This window comes from Billgrantia zhangzhouensis, assembly GCF_021404465.1.
Taxonomy (GTDB): Bacteria; Pseudomonadota; Gammaproteobacteria; order Pseudomonadales; family Halomonadaceae; genus Halomonas; species Halomonas zhangzhouensis.
Map to the genome: position 1 here is coordinate 1 of NZ_JABFTT010000022.1, position 23958 is coordinate 23958.

The 23958-nt window shown below is 64.1% G+C and carries 22 protein-coding genes; 6 read left to right on the top strand and 16 right to left on the bottom strand.

Going from position 1 to position 23958, the window contains the following annotated elements; translation table 11 throughout:
- Nucleotides 1-140: 140 nt before the first annotated feature.
- Together pssA and ilvC are read right to left on the bottom strand one after the other, a co-directional pair.
- Nucleotides 141-1019: a CDP-diacylglycerol--serine O-phosphatidyltransferase gene (gene pssA / locus HOP51_RS20385; protein WP_234275702.1), complete on the bottom strand. Its 879-nt coding sequence runs from the start codon at nucleotides 1017-1019 to the stop codon at nucleotides 141-143.
- Nucleotides 1020-1171: 152 nt separating this feature from the next.
- Entirely contained in the window at nucleotides 1172-2188 is a 1017-nt protein-coding gene (gene ilvC / locus HOP51_RS20390; RefSeq protein ID WP_234275703.1) for a ketol-acid reductoisomerase, read from the bottom strand.
- A 181-nt stretch (nucleotides 2189-2369) separates the two neighbouring features.
- On the opposite strand from ilvC, the gene ilvY reads away from it, so the two are divergent.
- Nucleotides 2370-3257 (top strand): HTH-type transcriptional activator IlvY, encoded by an 888-nt coding sequence (ilvY, locus tag HOP51_RS20395; protein WP_159554839.1) that lies wholly within the window; start codon nucleotides 2370-2372, stop codon nucleotides 3255-3257.
- Nucleotides 3258-3329: 72 nt separating this feature from the next.
- Here ilvY and ilvN read toward each other — a convergent pair whose 3' ends face one another.
- The 5 genes from ilvN to rluD all read right to left on the bottom strand — a co-directional run bounded on the left by ilvN (nucleotide 3330) and on the right by rluD (nucleotide 10514).
- The gene (ilvN, locus tag HOP51_RS20400) at nucleotides 3330-3821 is read right to left on the bottom strand and encodes an acetolactate synthase small subunit (RefSeq protein ID WP_104205163.1); all 492 of its coding nucleotides are present in this window, start codon (nucleotides 3819-3821) and stop codon (nucleotides 3330-3332) included.
- Nucleotides 3821-5545, bottom strand: a complete 1725-nt coding sequence (locus tag HOP51_RS20405; RefSeq protein WP_234275704.1) for an acetolactate synthase 3 large subunit — start codon at nucleotides 5543-5545, stop codon at nucleotides 3821-3823. Before HOP51_RS20405 ends, ilvN begins: the two co-directional genes overlap by 1 nt.
- Before the next feature lie 522 nt (nucleotides 5546-6067).
- Nucleotides 6068-8650: an ATP-dependent chaperone ClpB gene (clpB, locus tag HOP51_RS20410; RefSeq protein WP_234275705.1), complete on the bottom strand. Its 2583-nt coding sequence runs from the start codon at nucleotides 8648-8650 to the stop codon at nucleotides 6068-6070.
- Nucleotides 8651-8789: 139 nt separating this feature from the next.
- Entirely contained in the window at nucleotides 8790-9545 is a 756-nt protein-coding gene (gene pgeF, locus HOP51_RS20415) for a peptidoglycan editing factor PgeF (protein WP_234275706.1), read from the bottom strand.
- Between the two features lie 9 nt (nucleotides 9546-9554).
- Nucleotides 9555-10514 (bottom strand): 23S rRNA pseudouridine(1911/1915/1917) synthase RluD, encoded by a 960-nt coding sequence (gene rluD, locus HOP51_RS20420; protein ID WP_234275707.1) that lies wholly within the window; start codon nucleotides 10512-10514, stop codon nucleotides 9555-9557.
- A gap of 119 nt (nucleotides 10515-10633) precedes the next feature.
- Here rluD and HOP51_RS20425 point away from each other — a divergent pair, with 119 nt between their 5' ends.
- Nucleotides 10634-11455 (top strand): outer membrane protein assembly factor BamD, encoded by an 822-nt coding sequence (locus HOP51_RS20425; protein ID WP_234275708.1) that lies wholly within the window; start codon nucleotides 10634-10636, stop codon nucleotides 11453-11455.
- Between the two features lie 72 nt (nucleotides 11456-11527).
- On the opposite strand, the gene HOP51_RS20430 is transcribed toward HOP51_RS20425, so the two are convergent.
- Nucleotides 11528-13159, bottom strand: coding sequence for an NAD+ synthase (locus HOP51_RS20430; protein ID WP_234275709.1), 1632 nt, complete (start codon nucleotides 13157-13159; stop codon nucleotides 11528-11530).
- A gap of 98 nt (nucleotides 13160-13257) precedes the next feature.
- Here HOP51_RS20430 and HOP51_RS20435 point away from each other — a divergent pair, with 98 nt between their 5' ends.
- From HOP51_RS20435 to HOP51_RS20445, 3 genes are all read left to right on the top strand, one after another.
- Nucleotides 13258-13521 (top strand): PP0621 family protein, encoded by a 264-nt coding sequence (locus tag HOP51_RS20435; RefSeq protein ID WP_159554851.1) that lies wholly within the window; start codon nucleotides 13258-13260, stop codon nucleotides 13519-13521.
- 120 nt (nucleotides 13522-13641) lie between these two features.
- Nucleotides 13642-14169 carry a GspH/FimT family pseudopilin gene (locus HOP51_RS20440; RefSeq protein WP_234275710.1) on the top strand — a complete coding sequence of 176 codons (528 nt, stop codon included), beginning with the start codon at nucleotides 13642-13644 and terminating at the stop codon, nucleotides 14167-14169.
- A 27-nt stretch (nucleotides 14170-14196) separates the two neighbouring features.
- Nucleotides 14197-14403 (top strand): DUF3565 domain-containing protein, encoded by a 207-nt coding sequence (locus HOP51_RS20445; protein ID WP_234275711.1) that lies wholly within the window; start codon nucleotides 14197-14199, stop codon nucleotides 14401-14403.
- A gap of 39 nt (nucleotides 14404-14442) precedes the next feature.
- On the opposite strand, the gene HOP51_RS20450 is transcribed toward HOP51_RS20445, so the two are convergent.
- The 6 genes from HOP51_RS20450 to HOP51_RS20475 all read right to left on the bottom strand — a co-directional run bounded on the left by HOP51_RS20450 (nucleotide 14443) and on the right by HOP51_RS20475 (nucleotide 21396).
- Entirely contained in the window at nucleotides 14443-14622 is a 180-nt protein-coding gene (locus HOP51_RS20450; RefSeq protein ID WP_010627671.1) for a PLDc N-terminal domain-containing protein, read from the bottom strand.
- A gap of 105 nt (nucleotides 14623-14727) precedes the next feature.
- On the bottom strand, nucleotides 14728-17049 hold the full coding sequence (locus HOP51_RS20455; protein WP_234275712.1) for an ATP-dependent DNA helicase: 2322 nt from the start codon (nucleotides 17047-17049) through the stop codon (nucleotides 14728-14730).
- A gap of 11 nt (nucleotides 17050-17060) precedes the next feature.
- Complete coding sequence (locus HOP51_RS20460) at nucleotides 17061-18776, bottom strand: VRR-NUC domain-containing protein (RefSeq protein ID WP_234275713.1); 1716 nt, start codon at nucleotides 18774-18776, stop codon at nucleotides 17061-17063.
- Between the two features lie 44 nt (nucleotides 18777-18820).
- Entirely contained in the window at nucleotides 18821-19861 is a 1041-nt protein-coding gene (locus HOP51_RS20465) for an NAD(P)H-dependent flavin oxidoreductase (protein ID WP_234275714.1), read from the bottom strand.
- A 14-nt stretch (nucleotides 19862-19875) separates the two neighbouring features.
- On the bottom strand, nucleotides 19876-20847 hold the full coding sequence (locus HOP51_RS20470; protein ID WP_234275715.1) for a YihY/virulence factor BrkB family protein: 972 nt from the start codon (nucleotides 20845-20847) through the stop codon (nucleotides 19876-19878).
- A gap of 21 nt (nucleotides 20848-20868) precedes the next feature.
- Nucleotides 20869-21396 carry a retropepsin-like aspartic protease family protein gene (locus tag HOP51_RS20475; protein WP_234275716.1) on the bottom strand — a complete coding sequence of 176 codons (528 nt, stop codon included), beginning with the start codon at nucleotides 21394-21396 and terminating at the stop codon, nucleotides 20869-20871.
- Between the two features lie 158 nt (nucleotides 21397-21554).
- On the opposite strand from HOP51_RS20475, the gene HOP51_RS20480 reads away from it, so the two are divergent.
- Nucleotides 21555-21791, top strand: a complete 237-nt coding sequence (locus tag HOP51_RS20480) for a hypothetical protein (RefSeq protein WP_234275717.1) — start codon at nucleotides 21555-21557, stop codon at nucleotides 21789-21791.
- Between the two features lie 20 nt (nucleotides 21792-21811).
- Here the strand turns inward: HOP51_RS20480 and HOP51_RS20485 are convergent, their stop codons facing one another.
- Together HOP51_RS20485 and HOP51_RS20490 are read right to left on the bottom strand one after the other, a co-directional pair.
- On the bottom strand, nucleotides 21812-22561 hold the full coding sequence (locus HOP51_RS20485) for a sulfite exporter TauE/SafE family protein (protein ID WP_234275718.1): 750 nt from the start codon (nucleotides 22559-22561) through the stop codon (nucleotides 21812-21814).
- Nucleotides 22558-23943: an MFS transporter gene (locus tag HOP51_RS20490; RefSeq protein WP_234275719.1), complete on the bottom strand. Its 1386-nt coding sequence runs from the start codon at nucleotides 23941-23943 to the stop codon at nucleotides 22558-22560. The genes HOP51_RS20485 and HOP51_RS20490 overlap by 4 nt, the downstream gene beginning before the upstream one ends.
- Nucleotides 23944-23958 lie beyond the last annotated feature (15 nt).

The following is a 23958-nucleotide window of genomic DNA, read 5'->3' on the forward strand; positions in this document are numbered from 1 at the left end:
GAGCGTGACAATGCGATGTCAGGACACGGGCGAGCAAGCTATCCACAGGCGCTTGCAAACGAGGGGCTGTGGATGGTTTTGCACCGGGACCGGAGACGACGACGCCCGCGCGGGGCGGGCGCAAATACCTCGCGATCGGCTCAGCTCTCAGGCGGAGAATGTCGCACCTTGCGCATGATGGCCAGCGTCGGCCCGGAAGCCACATAGGCACCGAACAGCAGTAGCAGCATCACGGAGGGTTCGACCGAGATCACCACGAAGCCGAGCACGATGGCCAGCAGCACCACGAAGGGTACCGGCCCCTTCAGGTCGATATCCTTGAAGCTGTAGTAGCGGATGTTGCTCACCATCAGGATGCCGGCAGTGGCGACGACGATCAGCATCAACAGCTTGAAGCCAAAGGCTTCGGCATCGAAGCTGTGGAAAGTCCATACACTTGCCGCCACGAAAGCCGCGGCCGAAGGGCTTGGCAAGCCGATGAACCATTTCTTGTCGACACTGCCGATCTGCACATTGAACCGCGCCAAGCGCAGTGCCGCACAGGCAACGTAGAGGAAAGCCACGACCCAGCCGGTCTTACCGATGTCCTGAAGAATCCAGGTAAACGCCACCAGCGCCGGCGCCACGCCGAACGAAAGCATGTCGGAGAGACTGTCGTACTCGGCACCGAAAGCGCTCTGGGTATTGGTCAAACGGGCAACACGCCCATCCAGGCCGTCGAGCACCATGGCAATGAATATTGCCACCGCTGCCGCAGTGAAATCGCCATTGATGCCGGCCACTACCGAGAAGAACCCGGCGAATAGCGCCGAGGTGGTAAACAAGTTGGGCAGCAGATAAATACCCCTGCGCCTGACCTTCTTGCCATCCTCGATCGATTCTTCGATTACCTCCGTCTCGCGTACAAAGGCGGCGGCCAGATCCTCTTCGTCAAGCTGGCCTCCCTTGCCATCGGTAGAGCCTGACTCAGTGTCGGCGCGGCGTGGGTCATGCTCGGTACTGCGGGGATCCTGACTCATTCGTCTCGTCCGTTGCCAGAATGGGGTAGCTCATGATGAAGCCTTCATTCTACACGGTGCTACCGGAGCGAAAAGCGCAGTGCGCATAGCCCTAACGCACCAAGGGCGCGGAGAATCCGCGCCCTTGGTGTCGTTCGAGCGAAACTGGCGACTCAGTTCTTGGACTTGTCCACCAGCTGATTGGCGGCGATCCACGGCATCATGCCGCGGAGCTTGGCGCCAACCAGCTCGATTTCGTGTTCGGCGTTCAGACGCCGGCGTGCCGTCATCGAGGGATAGTTGGTGTTGCCTTCCTGAATGAACATTTTGGCGTATTCACCGGTCTGGATGCGCTTGAGTGCATTGCGCATGGCCTGGCGGGACTGCTCGTTGATCACCTCGGGACCGGTCACATACTCGCCATACTCCGCATTGTTGGAGATGGAGTAGTTCATGTTGGCAATGCCGCCCTCATACATCAGGTCGACGATCAGCTTGAGTTCGTGCAGACACTCGAAGTAAGCCATCTCGGGAGCGTAACCCGCTTCGGTCAGGGTCTCGAAGCCCGCCTTGACCAGCTCCACCGCACCACCGCACAGCACGGCCTGCTCGCCGAACAGGTCGGTTTCGGTCTCATCCTTGAAGGTGGTCTCAATGATCCCGCTACGGCCGCCGCCGATGGCCGCAGCGTAGGATAGCGCAAGCTCCTTGGCCCTGCCGGAGGCATCCTGATGGATGGCAATCAGGTCAGGAATACCACCACCCTTGACGAACTCGGAGCGCACGGTGTGCCCCGGCGCCTTGGGCGCGATCATGATGACGTCGAGATCGCGACGCGGCTCGATCTGGTTGTAGTGGATGTTGAAGCCGTGGGCGAAGGCCAGGGTAGCGCCTTCCTTCAGGTTCGGCTCGACCTGGTTCTCGTAGATCGCCTTCTGGTTTTCATCCGGCGCCAGGATCATGACCACGTCGGCGGACTTGCATGCCTCCTCGACAGAGGCCACTTTCAGGCCGGCAGTCTCGGCCTTGGCTGCAGAAGAAGAACCGGCCCGCAGGGCGACGGTAACGTCGACGCCGGATTCCTTCAGGTTATTGGCATGGGCATGGCCCTGCGAGCCATAACCCACGATGGTGACCTTCTTGCCCTGGATGAGAGCGAGGTCGCAGTCCTTGTCGTAATAGACACGCATGGCGGTGCTCCTGAAAGCGAAGTGTGTGGTTTCGATTGGTGTCAGCGTTGATGGCCACCCGCGCCGTCTGTCGCGGCGCTGGGAGTCGGTTCATTCGATGGGTCAACCTTAACGCCACACACTCGTTGCGTAAAACGCGATATTTGCAACGTTACATCCCGGATCATGCAATAATGTGGCAATGGACATGCGACCGCTCAAACAATTTCTCGCCCTGGCCGAAACGCTGCACTTCGGACGTGCCAGCGAGATGTGCCACGTCAGCCCCTCGACGCTCTCCCGCACCATTCGTCAGCTCGAGGAGCATCTCGATGTGGTGCTGTTCGTGCGCGACAACCGCCATGTCACCCTGACCCGTCAGGGCCGGCAGTTCCAAGAGTACTCCCGCGAGGCCCTCGCCCAATGGGAGCTGTTACGGCATAGCCTCAGCAGCGAGACGGGAGAACTCGCTGGGGAGATCAGCATCTATTGCTCGGTCACGGCCAGTTACAGCTTCCTGTACGACTTGCTCAGCGACTTTCGCCTGCGCCACCCACGGATCGAGCTCAAGCTCCATACCGGAGATCCTGCCGAGGCGATGAACCGCGTGCTGGCCGGCGAAGAGGACATGGCCATCACGCCGCGTCCACGCAGTGCTCCCGGCGCCCTGGCCTTCAAATCGCTGACCCGCTCACCATTGGTCTTCATCGCCCCCGTGGAACAGGCAGCCTGGATTCCCACCACCCCGGAGTCGCCTTCCGTCGAGCAGTGGCAGGGGGTACCCATGATCCTATCCGAGGCGGGCCTGTCGCGAGATTATGTCGACACCTGGTTTCGCGCCCTGGGAGTCTCGCCCACCATCTACGCCCAAGTGGCAGGGCATGAAGCGATCGTCAGCATGGTGGGGCTCGGCTTCGGTATCGGCGTGGTGCCGAAGATTGTGCTCGACAACAGTCCGCTCCTGGAGCGCGTGCGGGTACTGCCGGTCAAACCGGAACTGCCCTACTACGATGTCGGCCTGTGCGTGCTCAACCGTCAGCTCAAGAGCCCGCTGATTCAGGCGCTGTGGGAAACGGTCACCGAACGTTAGGACGAAAAAGCCGCCCCGAAGGGCGGCCTAACATTCTGCGATGTTGATTTACGTCACGAGTGCGTTCGTCGATCAGAGCGAGAGCACCTTGTCGCCACGGGCTATGCCCGAAACCCCGGTCCGCGCCACCTCGAGGATTCCCACCGGCCCCATGGCCTGCAGGAAGGCGTCGAGCTTGGACGCATCGCCGGTGATCTGCACCGTATAGAGACTTGGTGTGACGTCGACGATCTGCGCGCGGAAGATATCGACGGTACGCTTGACCTCGTCGCGGGCCGCCCCCAGCGCCTTGACTTTCACCAGCATCAACTCGCGCTCGATATGGTTGCCCTCGGTGAGGTCGACCAGCTTGATCACGTCGATCAGCTTGTTGAGGTGCTTGGTGATCTGCTCGATCACCCGGTCGTCGCCGACGGTGGTCACGGTCAGCCGCGACAGCGACGGGTCTTCGGTGGGCGCCACGTTGAGCGTCTCGATGTTGAAGTTGCGTTGCGAGAACAGCCCTACCACGCGAGACAGTGCGCCCGGTTCGTTTTCCATGAGAATCGAGATGATATGGCGCATCAGGTCCGCTCCGTCTTGGAAAGCAGCATGTCACGCATGGAGCCGAGGGGCACCTGCATCGGATAAACGTGCTCGCGCGGGTCGACGATGACATCGACGAACACCAACTCGTGCTTGTCGGCGAAAGTACGTTCCAGCGCCGGGCGCAGCTCGTCCATCGTCTCCACCCGCAACGCAGTGAAGCCATAAGCCTCGATCAGCTTGGCAAAGTCGGGCAACGACTCCATGTAGGAGTGCGCATGGCGCGACTTGTAGTTGAGGTCCTGCCACTGGCGCACCATGCCCAGCGAGGCATTGTTCAGGTTGATGATCTTCACCCCACCGCCGAACTGCTTACAGGTGGAGAGTTCCTGCATCATCATCTGGAAGCTGCCTTCGCCGGTGACGCAAACCACCTGCTCCTCGGGAAAGTTCTGCTTGATGCCCATGGCCGCCGGGAAGCCGAAGCCCATGGTGCCGAGCCCGCCCGAGGTGATGAAGCGATTGGGCTTGTCGAACTTGTAGTACTGGGCAGCGAACATCTGGTGCTGGCCCACGTCGGTGGTGACGTAGGCTTCCCCGCGAGTGACCTCGCACAGCGCCTCGATCACCTCCTGCGGCTTGAGCTGCTCGCCCGGCCTCGAAGGCTCGTAGAGCTTGCCGCGGCGTTCTTCGCGCCAGCCGTCGATCTTGCTCCACCACTCTTCCAAGGCTTCGGGATAGGCGATCTCCTTGCCCTGCACCAGGCTTATCATCTCGTCGATCACGCTGGCCGCCGGCCCCACGATGGGAACGTCGGCACGCACCGTCTTCGACACCGAGCTGGGGTCGATGTCGACATGGATGATCTTGGCGGTGGGACAGAACTTGGAGGTGTTGTTGGTCACACGGTCGTCGAAACGCGCCCCGATGGCGATGATCAGATCGGCATGGTGCATGGCCATGTTGGACTCATAGGAGCCGTGCATGCCCAGCCAGCCCAGGCACTGGCGATCGCTTTGCGGGTAGGCGCCGATGCCCATCAACGTGGTGGTAATGGGGTAGCCGAGCCGCTTGACCAAATCGGTCAGCCCCTCGCAGGCGCGCCCGGTGATGATCCCACCGCCGGTGTAGAAGACCGGCCGCTTGGCCTTGAGCATCATCTCGACGGCCTTCTTGATCTGGCCGGTATGCCCCCGCGCCACTGGGTTGTATGAGCGCAGCTTGACCTTCTTCGGGTAAACGTATTCGTAACGCTCGGTGGGCGCGGTCATGTCCTTGGGAATGTCCACCACCACTGGGCCGGGCCGCCCTGTCGAGGCCAGATAGAAGGCTTTCTTCAGAACTTCGGGAATCTCGGTCGGGTGTTTGATCGAGAAGCTGTGCTTCACGATCGGGCGGGTCACGCCGATGATGTCGGTTTCCTGGAAAGCGTCGTCACCGATCAGGTGACTCATCACCTGACCACACAGCACCACCATGGGAATCGAATCCATGTAGGCGGTGGCAATGCCGGTAACGGCGTTGGTGGCACCGGGGCCGGAGGTGACCAGCACCACGCCGGGCTTGCCGGAGGCTCGGGCGTAGCCATCGGCAGCGTGAGTGGCCGCCTGTTCGTGGCGCACCAGGATGTGCTTGACCTTGTCCTGACGGAACAGTGCATCGTAGATGTGCAGCGCCGCGCCGCCCGGATAGCCATAGATGTATTCGACGCCTTCATCCTGCAGGAATCGGGCGATCATATCCGCGCCGGAAAGCAATTCCACTTGTGTATCTCCCCTGGAGGTCTCGAGTGCGATCCGTACCCTTGTTGGATGGGCACGGGGTCGAGTGCGGCGGTATGCCGCTGTCGGCGAGGCCGACACCTGATGCCAAACCCTGGCTGGTTAGCCCTGTTGGGGCCTGCACTCTCTTCGGGAACACCGGCCGATGCTGCGCTTGCGACATCAACCTGCCGTTCCCTATCGCGGCGGATCGCCGCGTCGGGGCATTGGCCGAATCCGGCGGTTGGCCGGTTCCGGAGTCCTTCGGCGGGTAGAGGCTACTAGGCCTACCCTTCGCACGGAAATGGGGGGTTGCCCGCTGGTGTCCGTGCCCGCAAATCAGGAACGCTCAAGATTCCAACAGCCTAGCGGCAGTGTCAACTGTGTTACGGCTGCGAACGGAAGCACAGCGTAAAAAAGCCCGCCGGCAATATGCGGGCGGGCAAGGGGGTTACAGGACGCAACCTATAAGACAGTGTAGTCGCTCGCCAGGCTCTGCACCGGGTAACGCGTTATGACTCTGTATCAAGCGCGAAAGACGAATTTGTCGTCTTCCACCTCAACGTGGATGGTATCGCCGGAGGCAAAACGGCCAGCCAGCAGATCCTGGGCCAATGGATTCTCGATACGGCTCTGGATCGCCCGCTTGAGCGGCCGCGCACCGAACACCGGATCGAAGCCCGCCAGTGCAAGTTGCGCCATCGCCTCGTCGCTGACCTCGAGTTGCATGCCGTGCTCGACCAGGCGTGCGCGCAGACGATCGAGCTGAATGCCGGCAATGGCTTCGATCTGCTCTTGACGCAAGGCATGGAACACCACCACTTCATCGATGCGGTTGATCAACTCTGGGCGGAAATGCATGCCTACCACATCCATGACGGAACGCTTCATCTCCTCGTACTGCTCATCGTCACCGCCCATCCGCTGGATGATGTCCGAGCCCATATTGGAAGTCATCACTATCACGGTGTTGCGGAAGTCCACGGTGCGCCCCTGACCATCGGTGAGACGCCCGTCTTCCAGCACTTGCAGCAGGATGTTGAACACATCCGGGTGCGCCTTCTCCACCTCGTCTAGCAGCAGCACCGAATAAGGCTTACGCCGTACCGCCTCGGTCAGGTAGCCGCCCTCCTCGTAGCCGACATAGCCGGGAGGCGCGCCGATCAGGCGAGCCACGGAGTGCTTCTCCATGAACTCCGACATGTCGATACGCACCATGGCCTCCTCGGTGTCGAACAGGAAGCTCGCCAGCGCCTTGCACAGCTCGGTCTTGCCCACCCCGGTCGGGCCGAGGAACAGGAAGGAGCCGTTGGGCCGGTTGGGGTCGGCGAGCCCGGCACGGGAGCGACGCACGGCGTTGGCCACGGCGGTCACCGCCTCGTCCTGACCGATCACCCGCTGGTGGAGCGCCTCTTCCATGCGCAGCAGCTTGTCGCGCTCGCCCTCGAGCATCTTGGCCACCGGAATGCCGGTCCAACGCGATACGACTTCCGCGATTTCCTCCTCGGTGACATTGGAGCGCAGCAGCTTGTGGCTCGAGGTGTCGGTCTCGGCCTCACTGGACTCGGCGATCTTCTTCTCCAGCTCGGGTATGACGCCGTACTGCAGCTCCGACATGCGCGCGAGATCACCCTGGCGGCGCGCCTGCTCGAGGTCGATGCGGGCGCGGTCGAGCTCGTCCTTGAACTGAGCGGCACCTTGAATGCTGGCCTTCTCGGCCCTCCAGATCTCGTCGAGGTCGGCGTACTCGCGCTCGAGCTCGTCGATCTGCTCCTCGAGGCTCTCGAGGCGCTTCCTGGAGGCCTCGTCGGTCTCCTTCTTGAGGTGCTCGCGCTCCATCTTGAGCTGAATCAGGCGACGGTCGAGCCGGTCCATCTCCTCGGGCTTGGAGTCGAGTTCCATGCGGATTCGAGAGGAAGCCTCGTCGATCAGATCGATGGCCTTGTCGGGCAACTGTCGGTCGGTGATGTAGCGGGTCGACAGCTTGGCCGCGGCGATGATGGCACCGTCGGTGATGTCGACGCCATGGTGCACTTCGTAGCGCTCCTTGAGGCCGCGCAGGATCGCCACGGTGTCCTCCTCGGAGGGCTCGTCGACCAGCACCTTCTGGAAGCGCCGCTCCAACGCGGCATCCTTCTCGATGTACTTGCGGTACTCATCGAGAGTCGTTGCCCCCACGCAGTGCAGTTCACCGCGAGCCAGTGCCGGCTTGAGCATGTTGCCGGCGTCCATGGCACCCTCAGCCTTGCCGGCACCGACCATGGTATGCAGCTCGTCGATGAACAGGATGACCCGCCCCTCTTCCTGGGCCAGCTCCTTGAGCACCGACTTGAGGCGCTCCTCGAACTCACCGCGGAACTTGGCCCCGGCCAGCAGCGAGCCCATGTCGAGCGACAGTACACGCTTGTCCTTGAGGCCTTCCGGCACTTCGCCATTGACGATGCGCTGGGCCAGGCCCTCAACGATGGCGGTCTTGCCCACACCGGGCTCACCAATCAGTACCGGGTTGTTCTTGGTGCGCCGCTGCAGCACCTGGATGGTACGGCGGATCTCGTCGTCACGACCGATCACCGGGTCGAGCTTGCCGTCGGCGGCGCGTGCAGTGAGGTCGAGGGTGTACTTCTCGAGTGCCTCACGGCTCTCCTCGGCGTTGGGGTCGTCGACCCGCTCGCCGCCGCGTACGCTGTCGATGGCCTGCTCCAGGGCCTTGCGAGTCACGCCGGCTTGAGTCAGCAACTTGGTGACGGCATGCCCCATTTCCAGAGCGGCCAGCAGCACCAGCTCGCTGGCAATGTATTGGTCGCCGCGCTGCTGGGCCTCGCGGTCGGTCAGGTTGAACAGCTTGATCAGGTCCCGCGAGGGCTGCACCTCGCCGGTAAACTGGCCGACCTTGGGCAGATCGTCGAGATGTCCGGCCAGGGCGTCGCGCAGCCGCGCGGCATCACCGCCGGCCTTCTGGACGAGCGCCTTAATGCCGGTATCGCGAGCGTCCAGTAACGCCAGCAGCAGGTGGCCAGGCTCGAGTTGATTGTGTCCGCGTCCCACGGCCAGGGACTGGGCATCGGCCACGGCGTTCTGCAGCCTGGCGGTGAACTTGTCGAAACGCATTCGCTTTCCTCCATCGGGGTGGCGGCGCGTTCGGACGCGCCGCTTGGCCCTGCCATATCGTATTGACAGATTCAATGGAGTCAGGTTGGCCGGCTTTCAAGTCGCCAGCCAGGGAAAGGATGCGGCAGCTTGACGCAGATCAGCGCAGCCAGATCACGCTGGCCATGCGCCCGGTCTTGCCGTCGTCACGGCGATGGGAGTAGAAGCGCGGCTCGCACGCCGTGCAGAAGTGCCCACCACTGATGTATGCGATGCCGAGTCGCTCGAGGCGCAGGCGGGCAAGCTTGTAGAGGTCGGCCATGTAGTGGCCCAGGCGATAGGGGCTGGGATCGAACGCCGCCGCGGCCTCCGGATGCACACCGACGAAGGCCTGCTGCACTTCCGGCCCCACCTCGAACTGGGCGTTGGAGATCGCCGGCCCCAGCCAGGCCATCAGTTCCTCCGGTGGGGTGGCCAACGCCGCCACCGTGGCTTCCAGCACGCCACCGGCCAGCCCTCGCCAGCCGGCGTGGGCCACGCCGACCCGAGTGCCCTTGCGATCGCATAGGAATACCGGCAGGCAGTCGGCCGTCAACACCACGCAGGCATGGCCGCGATCGAAGGCCACCGAGGCATCGGCCTCGGGCACGCTGTCACTGTAGCTGGGCTGCACCCGGGCACCATGCACCTGCCTGAGCCACAGCAGCGGCCGATCGTCTTCGAGCTCGTTGGACAGCAGCCGACGGCACAGCGCCACATGGGCGGGATTGTCCCCTACCCCATCGGACGGATTGAAGCAGGCGAACTCGCCCTGACTGGGCCCGGTCTCACGCGTCGTGACGAAGGCTCCGACGCTAGCGGGCGCCGGCCAGTCAGGCTCGATCAGGGTCGGTTGCAAGTGGGGGGCATCGCTCATCCGGGCTCCTCAGCGCATGGCCTCGTGGTCGTCACGCAGGTAGTCGATCAGCAGCAGCAGGTCATCGGGCAGCGCGGCACGGAACTCGACCGGCTCGCCGCTGGCGGGGTGCAGGAAGGCCAGTTTCCTGGCGTGCAGCGCTTGCCGGGGAAACTCCCGCAGCAGCGTCTTGAGTTCCTCGCTGGCCCCGGCCGGCAGCTTGAGCCGACCACCGTATACTGGATCGCCGATCAGCGGGAAGCGCCGATGGGCCATGTGTACACGGATCTGGTGGGTGCGCCCGGTCTCGAGCCGGCAACGCACGTGAGTATGAGCGCGGAAGCGCTCGACCACGCGATAATAGGTGACCGCCGGCTTGCCGCTGACATGCACCGCCTGGCGCTTGCGATCCTTGGGATGACGACCGATGGGAGCATCCACCGTCCCGCCGGAAGTCATTACGCCGACGCAGACCGCATCGTACTCGCGCGATACCGTGCGAGCTTGGAGCTGCTCCACCAGGGCAGTCTGGGCGGCGAGCGTCTTGGCTACCACCATCAGCCCGGTGGTGTCCTTGTCCAGTCGGTGCACGATACCGGCACGCGGCACCGTGGCCAAACTCGGGCAGTGATGCAGCAGGGCATTGAGCAGGGTACCGTCGGGATTGCCTGCCGCCGGATGCACCACCAGACCGGCCGGCTTGTCGATCACCAGGATCGTATCGTCCTCGTACACGATCTCGAGCGGGATCGCCTCCGCCTCGAAGCGCACCTCCTCCTCAAGCGTGGCCGCCAACTGCAGCCACTCGCCGCCGGCCATCTTATCCTTGGGCTTGCCCGGACGACCGTCCACGGTGAGCACACCCTCCTTGATCCACCCCTTGAGGCGCTCGCGGGAGTGCTCGGCGAAAAGTTCGGCGGCGGCCTGGTCGAGACGGCTCCCGGCCAGGGAGATGGGCACGCGCTGCTGGGCTTCCACGGTCTGGGACATAGTAAGGTTGTCGCTGAAGAGCATCCTCGGACTGCGTTTTTACCCAAGGTGCTTTATAGTGGACGGGTTATGGCCAATTCTACCATGGCCGACACGGGTTGTTAGATACGAGGATCACGATGCGCGTTTCCCCCATCGCTACACGCCTTGTCGCCCTGCTTCTGGTAACCGCTCTGGTCACCGGCTGTGCTGGCAGGTCGGCCACGGAAGAAGAAGACGAGTTCGAAGGCGTCGCCGAACAACAGCTCTACGAAGAGGCACGCAACGCGCTTGAGGGCGGACGTTATACCACCGCCATCTCGCGTCTCGAGGCCATCGACACGCGCTATCCGTTCGGCCGCCACGCCGAACAGGCCCAGCTCGAGCTGATCTATGCCTACTACGAGACCCAAGACTGGGAGGCCACCCGCGCCGCCGCCAGCCGTTTTATCCGCCTGCACCCCACGCACCCCCAGGCCGACTACGCGCTTTACATGCGCGGGCTGGCCTCCTGGCAAGCGGGCCGTTTCAGTCTCGAGCGCCTGCGCCTGATCGACATCTCCAAGCGCGACCTGGGTGCCTCGCGCGACGCCTACTCCGACTTCCGCGAACTGGTGTCGCGCTATCCGGACAGCGCGTACGCTCCCGACGCCGAGCAGCGCATCGTCTACCTGCGCAACGTGCTGGCACGCCACGAACTGCACGTCGCCGACTTCTATCTGCGCAAGGGCGCCTATCTGGCCGCCGTCGAGCGTGGCCGCTGGGTGATCGAGAACTATCCGGAAGCCGAAGCCACCCGCGATGCACTGGCGGTAATGGTCGAAGGCTACCTGGGCCTCGACATGCGCGACCGTGCGCGTGAAGTGCTGCAGGTACTGATTCAGAACGATCCCGGCAACGACCGCCTGCGTGGCCGCACCTTCCAGCCACAGCACGTGCGCGCCCAATCGCTCTCCGCCTGATTCATCCGTCGAGCCGAGACGAAGAACCCGCGAGCCTGCTCGCGGGTTCTTGCGTTTGGCCTGACAGCGTCGTCAGTCGCCGGGCTGCCAGCCGTTGACGATGGGGTAGCGACGGTCGCGACCGAATCCTCGCGGCGTCACCCGCACGCCGACCGGCGCCTGGCGACGCTTGTATTCGCTGCGATCGACCAGCTTGACCACCTTATAAACGTCATCGCGGTCGAAGCCCGCCTCGATGATGGCCTCGGCGCTCATGTCACCTTCGATGTAGCGAGCCAGGATGGCATCAAGCGTATCGTAGTCGGGGAGCGAGTCGGTATCCTGTTGATCGGGTGCCAACTCGGCCGAGGGTGGGCGAGTGATCACTCGTTCGGGAATCGCCGGCGACTGCTCGTTGCGCCAGCGTGCCAGACGGTAGACCCAGGTCTTGTAGACATCCTTGAGCGCGTTGAAGCCACCCACCATGTCGCCGTAGAGCGTGGCATAGCCCACCGCCATCTCACTCTTGTTGCCGGTGGTCAGCACCATCAGGCCCTTCTTGTTGGAGATCGCCATCAATAGCACGCCGCGGCAGCGCGACTGCAGGTTCTCCTCGGTGGTATCGCGCTCGGTACCGGCGAACGTCTCGGCCAGCGTTGCCATGAAAGCGTCGACCATCGGCTCGATGGGCAGCACCTCGTAATGCACGCCGAGCAGCCGTGCCTGCTCGGCGGCATCTTCCTGGGACATGTCGGCGGTATAGCGATACGGCATCATCACTGCATGCACCCGCTGCGGCCCCAGGGCATCCACGGCGATGGCAAGCGACAGGGCCGAGTCGATACCGCCGGAGAGGCCCAGCACCACGCCTTGGAAACCGCTCTTGTTAACGTAGTCGCGCACGCCGCTGACCAGCGCGCAGTAGAGACTCTCCTCGGGCTCCTCCATGGGCTCGATCTCGCCCTCGCGTGGCTCCCAGACGCCCGACTCCTGGACGAACTGTACCGGCATCAGCCCCGCCTGCCAGTAGGGCGCCACCACGCGCACCTGGCCGCTTGCGTCGACACAGGCCGAGCCACCGTCGAACACCAGCTCGTCTTGGCCGCCGATAGTATTGACATAAACCAGTGGCAACGACACCTCCGCCGCACGCTGCTCCAAGAGGCGCAGGCGTTCGGCCGGCTTGTCCTGATGGTAGGGCGAGGCGTTGAGCGTGACGAGGATGTCCGCGCCGTCATCGCGGGCCGCCCGCACCGGGCCACCGTCCCAGATGTCTTCACAGATCAAGATGCCGAGCTTGGCGCCTTTGTGCTCGATCACCAGGCTCTGCTCGCCAGTGGCGAAATAACGACGCTCATCGAAGACCTGATAGTTGGGCAGCGCCTGCTTGGCGTACTCGCCGATCCATTCGCCGTTGTAGAGCAGCCCAGCCAGATTGTAGCCAAGCCCCTCACGCCGCCCGGGATAACCGATGATCACCAACACATCGCGCGACATCTTGGCGGCCATGCGGGAACGCGCCTCGCGCAAACGGGTCTCCATGGAAGGACGCAGCAAAAGATCCTCGGGGGGGTAGCCGCTCAGGAAAAGCTCGGGGAACACCACGATGTCGGCGCCATGTTCGATGCGCGCCTCGCGGACGGCTTCGATGGCGCGTTCGGCGTTGCCGGGGATATCTCCCACCAGTGGGTCCAACTGCGCCATTACCAGCGTCAAATCTTGCATGGGCGTAGAAATCTCTTGAGAATCCGAGGTCACCCTATTGTCCCGCAAGGGCCCCCGGCTGGCAAAGCCGCTAGCCCCCATCTGGGAGAAGGATAAGGATGAACCTATTGCTCATTCGCCTGATCATCTTCGCCGTGCTGTTCTTTGCCGGCCTCCAGCTCTATCGCATGTACCGCCAATGGAAGCTCGACCGTGAGGAAGCACTGGACAGCGAGTCGCAGCAAGAGGGCGGCCAGATGGTACGCTGCGCCTGGTGCAAGGTGCACGTACCGGAAGCCGACGCCCTGCGCGAACAGGGCGAATGGTTCTGCAGCAGCGCCCATCGCGATCGTTTCCTCCAGGAACAGCATCCCGAGGAATAAAACCTCTTGGCGTGACGGCAATCGCCTACAAGCTTTATCGGCAATGGCTGATAGACGCCACTCCAGGCTCGACTAGAGTGTGTGCTTCATGATCACGAGGCACCACTCCGGGAGAGTTCCATGGACGCCGCTCATGCCCTGACCGGCAATGCTTCACGCCAACGTGGCCTTACCCTCATCGAGCTACTGGTCGTCATCGCGTTGGGTGTCGTGCTGGTAGGCTGGGCCGTGCCGGGCCTGCAGGCAATGAGTGCCCGCCAGGATGTGGCCGCCGAAGCGCATCGACTGCGGGTCGCACTCTCTCTGGGTCGCAACACGGCCATCACACGGCGCAGCGTGGTTATCGTCTGCCCTAGTCCCGACCGTCGGCGCTGCGACATGGACGACTGGAGCGCTCCGCTGGCCATCGTACTTGGCCCGCTGACGGGCACCGATTTCGCCGAAGGAGCCCTGCTGAGAGTCATCGAAGCCGGCCGCAGAGTCAGCGTCAGCTATCGCCAGGATGGCAAGCCGGTACGTTACAGCGCCCTGGGAAGGCCAGCGGGCCACAACGGCACCTTCCGCATATGCGGACACCAGGGCCATGGCGCCCAACTGGTACTCAGCAATTTCGGTCGGCTGCGCAGCGGCGGAAGCATGAGTTGCTGAATCCACCGCGTCTACGCAGGAGTGTCCATGCGCCAAGCCATCGTGGGTTATCACAAGGACGATGAGGATCACTGGGTCGCCGAACTCGAGTGCGGCCACAATCAGCACATCCGCCACCAGCCGCCTTGGATAGAGCGCCCCTGGGTCACGACGGAGGCCGGGCGCCGCTCGCGCCTCGGCCTGATGCTGAAGTGCGTGAAATGCGACCGCGGCGAGCCTCGCGACAATCCCTGAACGCCGGCCGCCGCGGAGTATGGCACGCCAGTCTTTGGCCTAACCCTTTGGCCCCATCAATAGCCAGATGATCAGCCCCACCAGCGGGAACAGCAGCAACACGATGATCCACAACAGCTTGGCGATCGGTCCGGCAGGACTCTTGGCCACCTTGACGATAGCCCACACCAGAATGATCAGCCAGATCAGGCCCAACAGGCCGCCCACTTCGATTCCCATTCGACATCTCCTTGTCCAGCAGTGTGTGCTGATTCAAGAACTAGCACGCAGCGTCATGAGTAACAATCCGAAACTGTAGCGTTATGTGAATCAAGGTAGCGCGCTTCATGCCATTTGCCACCATTCGGGTAACAGCTTGCGCACCTCGCGCTGCTGGAAGCGATCGTCCATCAGCACCAGCGTGCCGCGATCCTGCGGCCCCCGGATCACCCTACCGGCGGCCTGGATCACCTTGATCAGCCCGGGTATGCGATAGGCATAGGCATCGCCACAGCCGAAGCGAGCTTCCAGCCTGGCCTTCAGCGCTTCGTTGAAGGCATCGAACGGAGGCAGTCCCAGCGTCGCGATGAAAGCGCCGATCAGTCGCTCCCCGGGCAGGTCGATGCCCTCGCCGAAAGCCCCGCCCAACACCGCAAAGCCGATGCCCTGCCCCCCGGCCCGGAAGCGCGCCAGGAAAGCATCTCGCTCGGCCTCGCTCATGCCGCGGGTCTGGCTCCAGTGCGGCAGCTCGGGATGCCGCTGCGCCAGCCGCTGCGTTACCGATTCCAGATAGGCGAAGCTGCTGAAGAAAGCGAGGTAGAGGCCGGGACGCGAACGATATTGCCCCACGAGTTCTGCCACGATGGGATCGAGCGAGACCTGGCGGTCGCGCAGGCGTGTCGAGATGTCTCTGTTGATGCGCACTTCGAGCTGGTCGGCGTGAAAGGGCGAAGCGATCGATCGCCAGACGCAATCGCCAGGCAGCCCCAGCAGGTCGCGGTGATAGCCCGGCGGGCTCAGGGTCGCCGAGAACAGCACCGCACTGTGTGCCTGGGTGAAGCGCACCGCCAGGAAGTCCGCCGGCACCAAGTTGCGCAGGCCGAGCAGCGACCGACCACGGCCATACCGGGTGAGATCGCATAGCGAGTGATCGCCGAAAGATTCGGCCAGGCGCATGAATGCCAAAGCCTCGAACAGCCGCTCCTGCAGGACCGGGTCGGCCCCACCCGGGTGCTCGGCCAGATAGTCGGTGATGGCTGCCGCCGCCTGCTGCAGCGCACCGAGAAATCTCCCCGGGAACTCCTTCAGCACCCGGTAAGCGGGCTGGCCCGGCCGGCCCTCGTCGGTTCCCCCCTGCTCTCGCACCAGAGCCTGCCACTGGCGCACCAGCCGGCCGAGCGGCTTGACCAGCGGCGCCGGCGCCTGACGATGCAGGCGACTGAGTGCGCACTGATCCAGTTCGGCGCTGTACATCTTGCGCGCTCGCTCCACCAGATTGTGAGCCTCGTCCACCAGCAGCGCCAGGCGCCAGCCGTTGGCCTGGGCCAACCCATGCAGCAGCGCCGAGGCGTCAAAGTAGTGGTTGACGTCGCCCACACAGACATCGCTCCAGCGCGCCATCTCCTGGCCGAGGTAGTAAGGGCAGACTCGGTGTTCGAGCGCCACCTCGCGCAGCGCCTCGCGGTCGAGCCAGCCGCACGCTACCGCGGCCTGGCGGGCGGCCGGCAAGCGGTCGTAGAAGCCCGCAGCCAGCGGGCAGGCATCACCATGGCACGCCTTGTCGGGATGCTCACAGGCCTTGCTGCGTGCCACCAGTTCCAGCACCCGAAGCGGCAGGCGCGGTTGGGTCTCTTGACTGTCCGCACTGGCGGCGCCCAGCCGGGCCAGGGCGTCCAGCGCCAGACGCCTGCCCGGCGTCTTCATGGTCAGGAAGGCAAGCCGGTCGATGCCTTGTCGCGGCATCGCCTTGAGCGTCGGGAACAGCGTGGCCATGGTCTTGCCGATGCCGGTCGGCGCCTGCGCCAGCAGGCAGCGCCCGGTGGCAGCCGCCTTGTAGACGCTCTCGGCCAGTTCCCGCTGCCCCGGGCGAAAGGCATCGTGGGGAAAGTCCAGGCCAGCCAGGGCGGTGTCGCGCGCCTGGCGGTGCTCCGCCTCCTGCCCGGCCCAGCTCAGGAATCGCTCGCACTGGGCCTCGAAAAAGGCGCTGAGCTCGCTGGCACTGGCCTCCTCGGTCAGCAGCGTCTCACGCTCGCTGGCGATATCCAGATAGACCAGCGCCAGGGTCAGCGACTCGAGCCCACGCTCGGCGCACAGCAGCGCCCCGTAGACCTTGACCTGGGCCCAGTGCAGGGCGCGCTGATTGTGCGCCATGCGCGACAGGTCGCCGCGATGGGTCTTGATCTCCTCGAGGCGGTTGCTCTCCGGGTCGAAGCCGTCGGCTCGGCCGCTAACCACGAGACCGCGATAGCGGCCGCTCAAGGCAATCTCGCGCTCGTAGCTCTTGCCGCGACGCCCCGTCACCAGCGCATGGCCGGCGATGCCTTCGCGGGCGCTGGGCGAAGGCGTGAAGCGGTGGTCGAGGTCGCCCTCACGGGCGGTGAAGTCGCACAGCGCCCGCACGGCCACCCGGTAGAGCGGCGCTTCGGCACGATGCATGGCATCACTCATGGCGCCGCGTCCTACTGCCAGGTCACATGACAGACCAAGGCATCGATCCCCTGAGCCCGGAAGAACGCCAGCCAACGGCGCTGGTTGTCCTGCAACCTGTCGCCGGGCCCTTTCACCTCGATCAGTCGATAGCGAGGCTCGGCGCCGCCGGGCAGGAACTGGATCAGGTCGGGCAATCCGGCTCGGTTGGCCTTGAGGTCGCTCAGCAGGCGTTCGAAGCAAGCACGCAGATGCGTGGCGGGAATGCAGGTCAGCGCCTGTTCGAGCAACGTCTCGTCGAGCCCTTCCCAGAACACGAAGGGCGATGCCACGCCATGTTTTTCGCGCCAGACCCGCCATATCGCCTCGCCATGGGCGCCCTCGTCGAGGCGGGCCAGACAGCGCTCGAACCGCTCGCGGCGGCGCGCGACGAAATCGTCGCGATAGAGATCCGCCGGCCCGCTATGGAAGGGATGAAAAAAAGCCCCGGGCAGCGGCGCGAACAGTGCCGGCCAACACAGCAGGCCGAACAGGCCGGTCAGCAGCGTATTTTCGACGTAATAGACCGGCGCTCCGGGACGGCTCAGGTGCTCGGCCACGGCCTGCTCGACGCCTGACGTCGTCTCACCGGGTCGAGGCAGGCACAGGTCCAGTCGTGGGGGGGATGGCTCGACCTCGCGGCGTGGTGACGCCAGCCCCAGCCGACGACAGAGCCTGGGCAGCAAGCGTGCCAGCGCCTGGCTCTCCTGCTCGCCAACAGCCGATGCCCATGCTCGGCTGGCCAGGGCGTGAGCCTGGTGATGCTCGCCCAGCCGCTCCAGCAGTCGCAGGCGGCGAATGCGCGCCTCTACCTGGCCGGCCGGGCCGTCGCCGCTCTCGGCATAGAGCCGCAGGGCCAATGTTTCCTGCCCACCACGCTCGGCGGCCTGGCCCAGCCGGAACGTCAGCCTGGCATGCCGCTGCGCCAGCCAGGTATTCTCAGCCGGCACAGTCGGCATCTCGGTCATCAGCGTCTCGGGCGACTCCCCCTGCTCCAGCCGTTCACGCAGCTCGTGCAGCGTCAGGTAAACGTCCACCTCCTCACGGCAATGGAAGGCTCGTGAGCCGGGTGTCAGCTCGACGTGCTCGAAGCGCTGCAGGCCAAGCTCGGTGAGCACGAACTCGGCCCAGTCCTGGCGCAGGTTGCCGAAGAACATCAGCCGCAGCCGGTCGCACCAGGGCATCACGCTCAAGCGCACGATGCGCTCGCCGCCCAGCATCTCGCCGGCGGCGGGCCACCATTCGGTCAGCCGCTGCACCTGGCTCAAATGTGGCTGTAGCGTCTCCCACAGTACCGTCTTGCTCGCCCTGGACGAGAGCCCGGCATCGGCCATCTCGCTTGCCAGCGCCTGACGCAGCTCGGCCAGGCGCAGCAGGCGAAACAGCTCGGCGAGTGATATCGCCGGGTCCGTCTCGACCCAGCCCGCTGAGGCGAGGGACGCAAGCGCCCTATCGACGTCGCCGATCTCGGCGTAAGCGAGCTTGCCGGTGCGAAAGTGCTCGCCCTTGCGCATCACCATGCGCACCAGCAGGGCCTGAGCCGCCTGCGGCAAGGCCTCGAATGTGATGAGAAAGCCCTGCTCCTGCGCGGTAAGCAGCTCGGCGTGATGCTCGCGCACCCAGCCAAGCACGAAGCGGAAGTTCGCCAGGTAGTAGAAGGGATCGCCGAGCGAAGCGGTCGCCGAGACAGGACGCAGGATACTGTTCATGCATCCATGATATCAGCCCCGTGAGGCACTGCCAGTCTCGCTACTCAGCGTAGACCTGCGGTGAGTGCGCGCACCACGTCGGCCGCCGGTATCTCACGGCAGGCGCTGGCATTCTGACCGGCCCACAGCGGCGAGAAATCGGTACTCCCTGCCGACTCGGCGGCACTGCGCAGCGGCGCTATGGCGGAGGTGGCCAGGGGGAAGGCCGGCGCCACGTCGCTGAGCGGACCGAGTTCGCGCATCAGCCTGGTGAGGATACCGCGAGCGGGCCGCCCCGTGTAGAGGTTGGTCAACGCCGTGTGGCGTGCCGCCTCACTCAACAGGGCCTGACGATGAAGCGTCGAGGTCATGGCCTCGGGGCAGCAGAGAAAGGCGGTGCCGACCTGGACGGCAGAGGCACCCAGGGCAAGGGCTGCGGCGACACCACGGGAATCGGCGATGCCGCCAGCGGCGACCACCGGCACCGACACGGCCTCCACCACCTGCGGCAGCAGGGCAAAGGTGCCCAGTTGGGTGGTCACGTCCTCGCTGAGGAACATGCCACGGTGGCCGCCTGCTTCAGCGCCCTGGGCGATTACCACATCGACGCCGTGCGCCTCGAGCCAGCAAGCTTCTTCGACCGTGGTGGCGGACGACAGCACCACGGCCCCCCATGCCTTGACCCGCTCGACCAACGCCGGCTCCGGCAGGCCGAAATGAAAGCTGACCACCTCAGGACGAAACGCCGCGAGGGCATCGCAGGCTTTATGGTCAAAGGGACGCCGCCCGGCCCCCGCCGCTATACTGTCGATATCAAGACCGTATTCGGCGTAGTAGGGCGCCAGTGCCTGGTGCCAGCGCTGCAGGCGTACTTCATCGGGCGCCGGCGGAACATGGCAGAAAAAGTTGACGTTGAGCGGCTTCGCGGTGGCGGCACGAATGCGCTGGAGTTCATCCACCATGGCCTCGGGCGAAAGCATTGCGCAGGGCAGAGCACCCAGACCGCCCGCCTCACACACAGCCACGGCTAGGTCGCCGCCCTGGACGCCGGCCATCGGCGCCTGAAGGATGGGAAATTCGATGCCGAGCTGGTGAGTCAGGCTCATGCTACTCCTCCCTGCTATCGTTCGTTGCGTTGCCAGGGACGTTTCGGTCCCAGCGTATCCGCCGCATAGGCGCCTCGCTCGCCCATGGGGCGAGGCTCGCCGACCGTGGTGTCGCAGCGGGTCTGTCGCTCCATTTCAGCGTTGATCTCGGCGCCGAGCAATACGACGAACGAGGAGAGCCAGAACCACAGCATCAGTACCACCACGGCACCCAGCGAGCCGTACAGTTCATCCATGTTGGCGAACTGGCTCACGTAGAGCGATAGCCCGCCCGAGCCAACCAGCCAGAGTAGCGTCGCCACCACGGTACCCACGCTGACCCATTCCCAGCGCGGCGCACACCGGTAGGGCCCGAAGCGATAGAGCGCGGCAATCACGAACATCATCATCAGTAGTAGGGCCGGCCAGCGCAGCCAGGTGATCAAGGTGACGAGCGGACCATCCAGGAGGAGCCAGCCGACGACCAGAGGATAGATCGCCACGAACACAGTGGCTGCCAGCGACATCGTGATCAACCCAATGGTTAGCGCCGCCACCACCAGCATGCGATGCAGCAGACCACGCTGCTCTTCCTCACCATAGACCACATTGAGCCCCACCAGCAGCCCGCGTACCCCCTTCGAAGCCACGAACATCGCCACCACCAAGCCGACCAGGGCCGTCAGACTGAGGCCGGTGTCGGTGTTCTCGCTAACCTCCTGGGCCTGCTCGTTGATCAAGCGTGCACCGCCGGGTGGCATGAAGCGACTGAGTTCGCCGATCTGGGCAGTGATCTCCGCGGGATCGAAGACCAGCGCCCATAGTGAGATGACCGCGCCAATGGCGGGGAACAGCGACAGCAGCGCGTAGAAGGCGATACCTGCCGCCAGCATGTTGACGCGGTCATCGGCAGCCTGCTGCTTGACTCGCCAGACCACGTCCAGCCATCCCGGCCCAGGTATCTGGTGGGGGACTTCGGCTTTCCTGCCTCGCCACAATTTCGCCATACCGCTCCTCGGAACTCCTCCTCACGGCTGTCCCGCCGGGCGCAGCACCATACGGGAATCGCGGATCTCGATGTCGAACCGGTTAAGGAAGCTCATGCCCAGCAGTGCCACCTCGCCTTCGAGCCCCGGGCTGATGGAACCGCGCACCTCGGTGGCGGAGAAACCTCCCAGGCTGACCTCGTCGAGCCAGGTTAGGTCACCACGCACGCGCCCGTTAGCGGTGTTGAACCAGGCCGAGCCTGCACGCTCCAACCCCAGTCGCTCAGCGAATGCAAGGGGTACGGCCACGTAAGTGGCGCCTGTATCGAGCAGGAACTCGATCGGCTCACCGTTGATGCGTCCGGTGGCGACGAAGTGTCCCGAGCGGTTGCGCTCGAGCACGATCGGTTCGTCCACTCCGCTCACGGCATTGACCAGGTGCGCATTGGGGTTGCGCTGGGCTTCTAGGAAACCGTGAAACCACCAACTGCCAAAACCGATGAACGCCACCCAGAACAGCAGCATCATGCCCATTCCGGCACGCCGTACCGAACCGCCCTCTCGCCTCATCGACCCACCTCCTGGAAAAGCGCGGCCAGCCGCGTTGACACCTGCGCATCCGCTGTCTGTACTGAGGAGCGCCAAGTATCCCTTGGCTGCGCATGCCACGGCACTCGCCGGGTGCCATCGCCGTTCGACAACGACGTGATAAGAACAAGGATAGCCCCATGCATGACAGCATCGAATCTTCGACCACGTTGGCTCGCTGCCATTCCCGCAACGTCCGCCACCTGGCCCGCATCGTCCTGGTCATGCTCTTGCCACTCGCCTGCGCCTCGACAGTGGCCTGGGATGGGCTGGTGGAAAAGCAGGTCTTCGAAATGGACGCCTACACTACCGTCAGCGGCGAGACCTGGGGAACGGATTTTCCGTTGGTCACCATCCGCGACTTCCTCGCTGAGTGAGGCGCCCGTTCCCTGACGCGTCAGCCCGCCAGGGAGCGCACCAGCAGGTAGACACCCATGGCCAGCAGGCCGCTGAGGAAGACCCGCCGAAAGGTGGTCTCCGAAAGCCGCTGGCGCAACTTCTGGCCGAGCTGCATGCCCACGATGGCTGGCACCACCGCCCCCAGCGACATGAGTCCCAGTTCCACGCTGAGCAGGCGCTGTTCGCCCATGGAGAGACCCAGCGCCGTGGTGGTCACCACAAACAGTACGCCCATGGCCTGGATCAGCATGTCCCGCGGCAGGCCGAGCGCCTGCAGATAGGCCACGCCGGGAAACACCGAGGAGCCGGTCATGCCGGTGAGCAGGCCGGTCAGCGCACCATTGACCGGTGCTGCATGGCGGCCACGGCTGACCATCTTGCCGAGCCCGAGATTGAACAGCCCCGAAAGGGCATAGAAGGCAAGCAGCACACCCAGCAGGCCGGATAGCCAGCGCACGTCGACCCTGGCCAGGATGCTGACCCCCAGCCACACAGTCACCACCGAGGCCAGCAGGAAGGGCCACAGCCGGCGTAGGATCTGGCGCAAATAACCGCCGACCAGCGCCTGCCACACATTGGTGACGATAGTCGGCACCAACAGCAGCGCCATGGCCGACGGTAGCCCCACCGTAGCCGCGAGCAGAGCCAGCGAGACCGTGGGCATGCCCATGCCGATCACGCCCTTGACCAGGCCGGCGGCGACGAAGGTTGCCGCTACCAGCACCAGCAGCAAGGGGTCCAGGCTCATCGCTCGATGCCTCCCACCGCGGCTTGACCGTTGCGTGCCTCCCACTCGGCGGCGGCCAGCTCTCCCCGGGGCTGGTTAACCGCCAGACAGATCACGATGGCGACGATAAACAGGACGGCACATAGCAGGATCGAGGCCTGCAACCCAACCACCGACTGCAGCAACCCCAACCCGATGATGCCGACTACGCCTGCCAGTTTGTTGGCCAGGCCCCAGAAACCGAAGAACTCAGCGGCCTTACGCGTGGGCGAAAACAGCCCCACCAGAGCGCGGCTGGCCGATTGGCTGGAGCCCAGCGAGAGTCCCGCCAGGCAGCCCACGAACAGGAACAGGTGCTGCGCTTCCCAATCCAATCCCAAGCTGACATTGAGGAAGGCGGTGACCTCCGGCGTGGCCCAGATAGCGAGTATCGCCGCCACCCACAGCATCAGAGTCAACTGATAAGTGAACTTGGTGCCGATGCGATCCTGCAGGAAACCGAAGCCAAGCGCGCCCGCTGCCGCAGTGATCTGGACGATGATGAACATGACGTTGCGCACCGCTTCGTCCCAGCCGATCACCTGGGCACCGTAGATGAAAGCGAAGGCGATGATGATGTAGACCCCGGCCATGGAGAACAGCAGCGACACCAGGAAGATGCCCAGGTCGCGGAAGTGCCGCAGCTCGTGCAGGGTGGTGGAGACACGCTCCCAAGCGATCTCGCGATAGGTTTTGGCATGCGGCTGTGGGTCGCCGCGCTCCTTGAGCCACACGAAGGTGGGAATCGCGGTGACCAGGAAGAAGGCTGCCGCGAAGGGCCCCACCCAGCGAATGCGCTCGAAATTCTCGGCCGTGGCCTCGCCCAGCACCACCAGGGTGAACCCGGCGGCGAACAAGCCTCCCACATAGCCTAACGCCCAGCCGAAACCGGAGATCTTGCCGAGGTCCTGGGGAGGACCGAGACCGGGCAAAAAGGCCGCGATGAAGGACTCACCCATGGAATAGGCGTAATTGGAAACTACGATCAGCAACAGCCCGAGCAAGACATAACCAGGGGCGACGAAATAGAGCAACGCCGTGGCCACCACCGTAACGACGTAGCTGGCGAACAGAAAGCGCTTCTTGGCGGCCCGGTAGTCCATCACTGCGCCACACAGCGGGCCGGTGATCACTACCATGAGATAGCTGACGGCCAGGGCCAGGCTCCACAGCAGGTTGGCCAGGCGGAAGCCGTCGTCACGATCGCCGACGATCACGGTGGTGAACAGTTCGCCGAAGACCACGGTGATGATCAGCAGCGTATAGGCCTGGTTGGCGAAATCGAACATCGCCCAGCCAAAGATCTCCCGCTTCGACGCCCGCTGCCGGGGTGACGTACCGCCAACGGCCGGTATCGCGCTCATCTGTGCCTGCCCTCC